This window comes from Streptomyces sp. A 4/2 (assembly GCF_940670765.1).
GTDB lineage: Bacteria > Actinomycetota > Actinomycetes > Streptomycetales > Streptomycetaceae > Streptomyces.
Genome location: NZ_CALNVW010000069.1, coordinates 1 through 6418, shown reverse-complemented (window position 1 = coordinate 6418; position 6418 = coordinate 1). Strand labels below are relative to the sequence as shown.

Genomic DNA, 6418 nt, shown 5'->3' with positions numbered 1-6418 from the left:
GTGTAGTCGTCTCGGATGCGGCTGATGCGCTGCATCACCCGGGTAACGGAGACGCTGGTGTGTCGCTTCTGCAGCATGTCCACGGTCTGTTCGTACCACCATGCCCACAGCTGCTTCATGAAGGAGTCACCATGCCCGTCGGGGAGCGCGGCCCTGAGCTTCACCCGCACCTGCGCGTCGAGGTCGTCGATGGACGGGGTGCCGTCGATGACCCGCATCCGCTGGACGAAGACGGCCCGCTGTGCGGGCTGGAGTTCCAAGAAAGCAGCCCGTGCATCCGCGGTCCCCGTGGCTGTCGACTCCTCAGCCGCGGCGGTCAGCAACTTCAGCGCCTCGGCGGGCGCCGGAGCCGGTGCCTTGAGCGCGGCCATCGCTGTCCCTGGGCGCGCCTGTTGGGTGGTGACCAGGGTCAGTGCAGGGCCGTTCTCGTCGCCGGGGGCATGAGTGTCCATCCATGACTTGATGGTCCGCCAGACGTCGTCGTCCTTGTCGCCGAGAGTGCGCACGCCGCGGATGTGATGCTTGACCTGCAGCAGATCAATGGGCCGTCCGTCCTGTTCCCATGCGACGTCGTCGTGGAGTTCCAGGCTGATTGCCCCGTCAGGCCGGTCCTCTTGCCCGCGCAGTAGTTCGAGCAGAGCGAACTGCGCCTGGAAGAGATAGCCCAGGGCGGACGCCGATGCCTCATGTGCGGAGGACGCCATGCCCTCAGTCTCCCGATTCCGATGTTGATCTGTCCAGAACACCACACTAATCGAACATAGTTACGCACGTTAGATGTTGTCCCGTGCGGGCTCGAAGTGGCTGCTCCTGGGCGCTACCGGCCCCGGGATCCGTGGGATTTTGTTCTTGGGTGGGGTGGTTGGTAGCCGAGTTTGGTGAGCTCGGTGGGGCCTGGGTTGTAGGGGTTGTGTCGGTAGGGCCATCGGCTACGGGGGGCGGGGTAGCGGCCGGGTGCGTATCCGATGCGGTTGCCGAATTGGTCTGGGTACAGGGCTGGGTTTTCGAGCCAGGGCCTCCTCAGGAGGGCGGCGACGGCGGTGTGGAGGGGATGGGTGCGCCCGGGACGTTCGCGGGTGTGGAGTACGCGGGGGTGGTGGGTGAAGAACTGGGCGAGGGCGATGGTCTCGGGGTAGGTGATCGCTTCCCGGGCGAGGGCGTACCAGAGGCGGGCGCGCTTGTTGTCGCCGACGCGGCGGGCGCGTGCGGGCCAGATGCGTTCGTCGGCTGGTGCGTTGCGTCGCCAGGTCTCGGTGAGGTTCATGGCCAGTGTGAGGGCATGGTCGGCCGCTTCGCCCCAGCGTCGGAGGAGGCGGATGTGGATGCGGTGGGCGGCGAGGATCTCGGGGGTCCGCGCGAGGTCGGCGTGCTCGATGGGCAGCCGGGTGCCGGCAAGGGTGTGGCGGCCGAGCATCCAGAGGCTGTGACGTTGGCAGATGAGGTGGGTGTCCGGCAGGTACTGGGGGACGGGGTGGGTCTGTCCGGTGCGAGCGTGGGTGCAGTGGGGGCAGCCCGTGACGGCGTACGCGGAGGCGAGCCGGAGTCGGGTTCGGGCGGACTGGGGGTCGGGCCTGTCGCGGTAGCGGTTCCATTGAGGGAGTGCGTGGGCGAGGTGCTCGTCCGGGATGCCTGCGAACGCGGCGATCAGCCTGCGGCTGGGGGCGTTGAGGTACAGCTCGATGCTGGTGTAGGGGCCGTAGGGCTTGGTGCATTCAGGATGGAGGAGCGGCCCGGGGATGCCGAGGCCACGGAGTAGCTCTGCGGTGTCCATGTGATGACGGCGGGCCAGACGTTGAAGGTAGGAGACCGTGGTTTCCCACTGGATTGGGGCCAGGCGCAAGATGCTGGCACGTGGGGCCAGGTAGTGTCGGCGCGGCATGTCAGCGCCGCTTGGCGGGCGGGAGTGTGTGCTCGGCGAGCTGGTCGAGTTCGATGTCGTTGAGTAGTGCTTTGGTGATCTTCTCGGTGCCGTCGAGGATCGCGGTGATGGCTGCTTCCCGGATGAGTGCGGACAGGCTGCCGATCCGGCCTCCGGTGCGCAGGTGGAGGTACGGCGCGTGACGGACCAGTGCACCTTCGCGGTGGGCGTTCAGACGCAGGGCTTGGTCCATGCCGCGGATCAGCCCTTCCCAAGCGTTGCGTTGCGTGGTGGTGCCATGCGCCAGGGGCGGGTTGCGCACCATCTTGAACCGTCCGGCCAGCTGTGCGCCGCGGTTTCCTGTCAGGAGGGGGGATTCCTCGATGGCGACGCCGGCGTAGACGAAGGTCGCGGGGATGCGTTCGCTGAGGTGTTTCATCTGGTCGGAGGTTTCGGCGCCGCTGCGGGTGCGGGTGTTGAGCAGGTGGATGTCGTCGACCAGGACGAGCTGGGTCGCCAGGTCGCGCAGGGTGGCGCAGACGATGTCGGTAATGCGGGCCTGGTTCATGCGCGCGGTGATGGGTAGGTCGACGTACCGGGCCAGTTCGGAGACCAGCATCTTGGGGGTCGCGGCGGGCGGCACTGACAGGAAGACCACCGGCAGGTGGTCACCGGGTGCGCCGCGGCGTGCTCGGTCGGCGAGGTGGAAGGACCGGCCGAGCTGCTGCAGGGTGGTGGTCTTTCCCGTGGTCGGTGGCCCGGAGATGAACAGGCCTCGGCGGGCGGTGCCGTTGTGCCTGCGGTTGAGGATCATCAGCCGGCGCAGGGTGAGGGAGATCTTGGCCATGGTGGGGGTGGACAGGATCACGAACCGGGAGTGGTAGTCCAGGCGTTCTTCGGTGCTCCAGGGGCCGGTGCCGGGCAGGCAGGGTGGGGCGGTGTCGACGAACTGCGTCCACTCGCGCCAGGTGGTGGGGGAGGCGTACGGATCGTCGTGCGTCTCGTGGCCGGTGGGAGTCACCACTGCTGTGCCTCCTGGTGTGCGTCGAAGATGCTCCAGGCCGCTGCAGACGTCACGGAGTCGGCGATGTCAGGGGTGGTGCCGGAGTCCTCGTCCATGTGCGGGACCTGCCGGGCGGGACTGCCCGGCAGAGGTGCCTGCGCGTTGCGTTGCTTCGTGCGATCTGTGTGCGCTTTGCGGCGTGAATGTGCGGGCCGGCCGGTTGGGCTGGTCTCGCCGCCGGCAGCGGCATCGGCTGCCGCTCCCGGGGCTCCCGGGGTGGTTTCGCCTGGGCGGGAGCCTGCGACGTCGCTGACGCCTGTGTCCGCGGTGTATGCGCGGCGTAGGAGTTCGTCGAGGTGGCGGGCGAGTTGTTCCTCGTGTTCGGCCCGGCCTTCGCGCTGATTGACCACGCTGCGGATGTGTCGCCAGGTGGTGTCGGTGAACGGCCTGGACACCAGCCCTTGATGGATCCAAGGGACAGGCTCCCAGCCCTGGGGGAGTCTGACCCAGCACTGCCACGGCTCGTAGGGGTTGTGGTGGACCTCCCACTTGCCATCCGTCGCCGTGGAGCGGTGGCGGTGCGCATTGAGTGAGGGCCCGTCGTAGGTGCGGTGCTCGAACCGGATGCCCTCGTCGCCGATCGCGCACCGCCTGGACGGCAGCAGCTCGATCCAGTCGGCTGCGGTCAGCGGGACGGGGACGTGCCCGGCGATACCGACGAGCGCGGCCCACATCTCGTTGGGCGTGAGCGCCAGGCGGGGCATGAGAGGGTGCCGTAGGCGCTCGTGGCGGCGTTCCTGCCACCCGCAGACGACCCATTCGTCGAGGAGGTCCTGTAGCTGGGGCAGCGTCCAGCACGCCTCGTCCTCCACGTTGCTGCCGCGCGTGGCGAGGCTGTTGCCGGTGTATCCGGCGACGTACTGCGCGAACAGGGTGCCGATCGCTCCGAACCCCCGCTCTACCTGTCCTTTGGCGTGCCCGGACGCGGGCGGGCACGGCTGGACGGAAATCCCCAGGTGCTCGGCGGCGGCGAGGAAGCAGCGGGAAACGAACACCTTGCCCTGGTCGATGACCACGGTCGTCGGCCGGATCACCGGCCTGGCGGCCGCGCCCTGCATGCGGGCGTCGATGGAGACGAGCCGGGCGTGGGGAATGACAGAGGCGGCCATGGACAGGTACTGGGGCCAGTGGGGTCGCATCGGCTGCGGCACGAGCGTCTGCGCGAGGAGCACGGCCGCGTCGACCGCCTTGGTTCCCTTGGGACGCAGGACGGCCGCGGTGATGCTGCGGGTGGCCACGTCCACCGCCATCGTCAGCTCCGGCCGGCGCGCCCGCCCGTCCTCGCACACGACCATCACGTCCAGCAGCGTGCTGTCCATCATCACCAGCTCACCTGGTGCCACCGCGTGCGTCGGTGTGAACACCGGCACGGGCCGAGAGGCCCTGCGCCGCTCGCCGGCTGCGGTCAGTGCCAGCCCCTGCTGCTCGGCGACGGCCCGCGCCAGGCGGTTGAACGTGGCCGCAGGGGGCACGGCCACACCCTCGGGGCCGTGGGTGTCCTGCAGCAGCCAGGCCACCTGCCGCCGCAGCCGACTCAGCGTCCCGGTAGACCGCCCTCGCTGCTCTGTCAGCGCCCCTGTGATCGCGGCGACCACCCGAGGGTCGGCCTGGCCGAACACCGACCGCTCCCGCTTCCTGCGGCCGTCGACGAGCCCCCACACCCCTTCCTCGCGGTAGCGGGCCCGCATCCTGCGCACCGTGGCCACACTGACGGCCTGGCCGGCTGCGGTCAGCTCGGCGGCCTTGGCCGCCTCCCGCTCGGCGAGCGAGTGCACGGCCGGGTCGTACCCGGGCCGGGGCGGCCAGTCCTGGCGAGGGCCGACGTGCCCGGTCTCGACTTCCAGGATGTGCCGCTCCCAGGCCAGGGCCTTCTCACGGACTTCGGGCCCGAGCCCGTCCAGCGGGCCGTGGACAGGTACTCGCCGGCGTGCGGAGTGGGGTTGGTCCAGGACCTCGAAGTCCGGAGCTCCGAGGACCTGGGTGAGCAGCAGCACCCGCACGCCGGCGTCCCCCTCAGCGAGCAGCCGGCAGAGAGTCCCGTCGAGGCCGGCCAAGACATGGACCCGGTCCTCGAACCGGATCCGGTCACCGACCTTGACGACGTCCACCACCCGCTTCATCGTTCCCCTCCCCGGCGTCGTCCGGTAGGGCTGGCAGTCACGAGGGTCTCCTCGTTCAGGGGACGGTCCCAGTCCATGGTCAGCAGGCTGTGCCACAACTGGTGATAGACGGCAGGGAGCGTCGCGATCAGGTCCCCGAGCCGGAGCGCGCCCGTGCCCAGCGCGGTGGGCACGGGGAATGCCCGCCGCAGCCGGGCGGCGGAGATCCCGCCGGAACACCGGGGATGCCGGTAGCCCGACAGCCACCGTGCGTTGGCCGTGACCACCGGATCCGCAGCAACCGCGAACCGGTGCTCCCAGCCTGCTTCCCGAGCACACGCTTCAACTACCCGGGCCCGGCCTGCGAGTCGCCTGGAGGGGCCGCCGCGTCCAGGGCAATCCACAAGGTGCACCGCGCCGCCGGCCAGAGCCACGGCCAGGTCAGGGGCGTGACTGACAAGCCTTCCGTGCTCTTCCCACACGAACTCCACCGGCCGGCATGCGATGCCCACCACCTGCGGATCCCGGTCGAGCAGCATGAGCGCGTCCCGCATCGCAGCGCTCCCGTATCCGATGAGACGGCCGGTGGTCGCGGACCACCACCATCCCGGAGCCAGCAGCCGTCCGCGCCGTACGGGGAAGCCGCGTACGGCCGGGTACTCCATGGGCCGGAGCTCCCAGGCCGTGGCCCGCCACGGCAGCTGGGCCATGCCCCCGTCGGGTCCCACGAATCGCACGCTCACATGACGCGGATGCACCCCGCCCCCTCTGTCGATCCAAGGCGAGGCCGCAGGCAGGCCGCCCTTCTCCTTCAGTGGAGGACGGGCCGACCTATCTGAGCAATGCGCAGGTAGGACGAGCCACACGATGGAGTGAAGAACTGCCAGAGCATTCCAAAGTCTCCCTCATGCTCTGCTAAGTCCGAGGTGGCACCGCATGCCTGTCGGGGGATGAGGGCGCCAGGGTCGCCGTCTGTAAAGACTGGGAGCAGGGGTGCGCTGCGCAGGTTGGCTGAGTACTGCGCAGGTTCGCTGATTCACGACAGCCCCGCCGACTGAACCCCAGAGGGCATGGTTACGTTCCACCAACTCAACATGTGCATCACCAGACGATGCACCCGCCCCCACCCCGTAGCCAGCCGCCCGCAAAGCGGGCTCCAGGCCCTGAAGGCGAAGCCGGAAGGGCCAGGGCGGGGCAGCGAAGCGGACCCGCCCCGCCCACGAAGTGGGCATCAACTTCCTTGCAAAGCAAGGAAGTCAGGCCCGGAACGGGCCAGCCTCGCGCAGCGAGGCCAAGCCACGAAGTGGCTTGCCACCACCGGCGAAGCCGGTGGTGCGGTGAGCGAAGCGAACCGCACCGCTTGCACAGCGCGCAGCGCTGTGGGACCCGCTCCGCGGG

General features: G+C 69.4%; 5 protein-coding genes. All 5 read right to left on the bottom strand.

Going from position 1 to position 6418, the window contains the following annotated elements:
• Positions 1-704: dsDNA nuclease domain-containing protein (locus tag NBY69_RS36920; RefSeq protein ID WP_374211386.1), on the bottom strand; the 704-nt coding region annotated here is incomplete at its 3' end.
• A gap of 113 nt (positions 705-817) precedes the next feature.
• Positions 818-1879, bottom strand: coding sequence for a TniQ family protein (locus NBY69_RS36915; RefSeq protein WP_250306660.1), 1062 nt, complete (start codon positions 1877-1879; stop codon positions 818-820).
• Position 1880: 1 nt separating this feature from the next.
• Positions 1881-2882 carry a TniB family NTP-binding protein gene (locus tag NBY69_RS36910; RefSeq protein WP_250306659.1) on the bottom strand — a complete coding sequence of 334 codons (1002 nt, stop codon included), beginning with the start codon at positions 2880-2882 and terminating at the stop codon, positions 1881-1883.
• The gene (locus tag NBY69_RS36905) at positions 2876-5041 is read right to left on the bottom strand and encodes a transposase (protein ID WP_250306658.1); all 2166 of its coding nucleotides are present in this window, start codon (positions 5039-5041) and stop codon (positions 2876-2878) included. Before NBY69_RS36905 ends, NBY69_RS36910 begins: the two co-directional genes overlap by 7 nt.
• Positions 5038-5748: a TnsA-like heteromeric transposase endonuclease subunit gene (locus NBY69_RS36900; RefSeq protein WP_250306657.1), complete on the bottom strand. Its 711-nt coding sequence runs from the start codon at positions 5746-5748 to the stop codon at positions 5038-5040. The genes NBY69_RS36905 and NBY69_RS36900 overlap by 4 nt, the downstream gene beginning before the upstream one ends.
• Between the last annotated feature and the right edge of the window lie 670 nt (positions 5749-6418).

Excerpts from the sequence above, each read along its gene's own strand:
- NBY69_RS36915 (WP_250306660.1), bottom strand. The coding sequence starts at position 1,879 with ATGCCGCGCCGACACTACCTGGCCCCACGTGCCAGCATCTTGCGCCTG.
- NBY69_RS36905 (WP_250306658.1), bottom strand. The coding sequence starts at position 5,041 with ATGAAGCGGGTGGTGGACGTCGTCAAGGTCGGTGACCGGATCCGGTTC.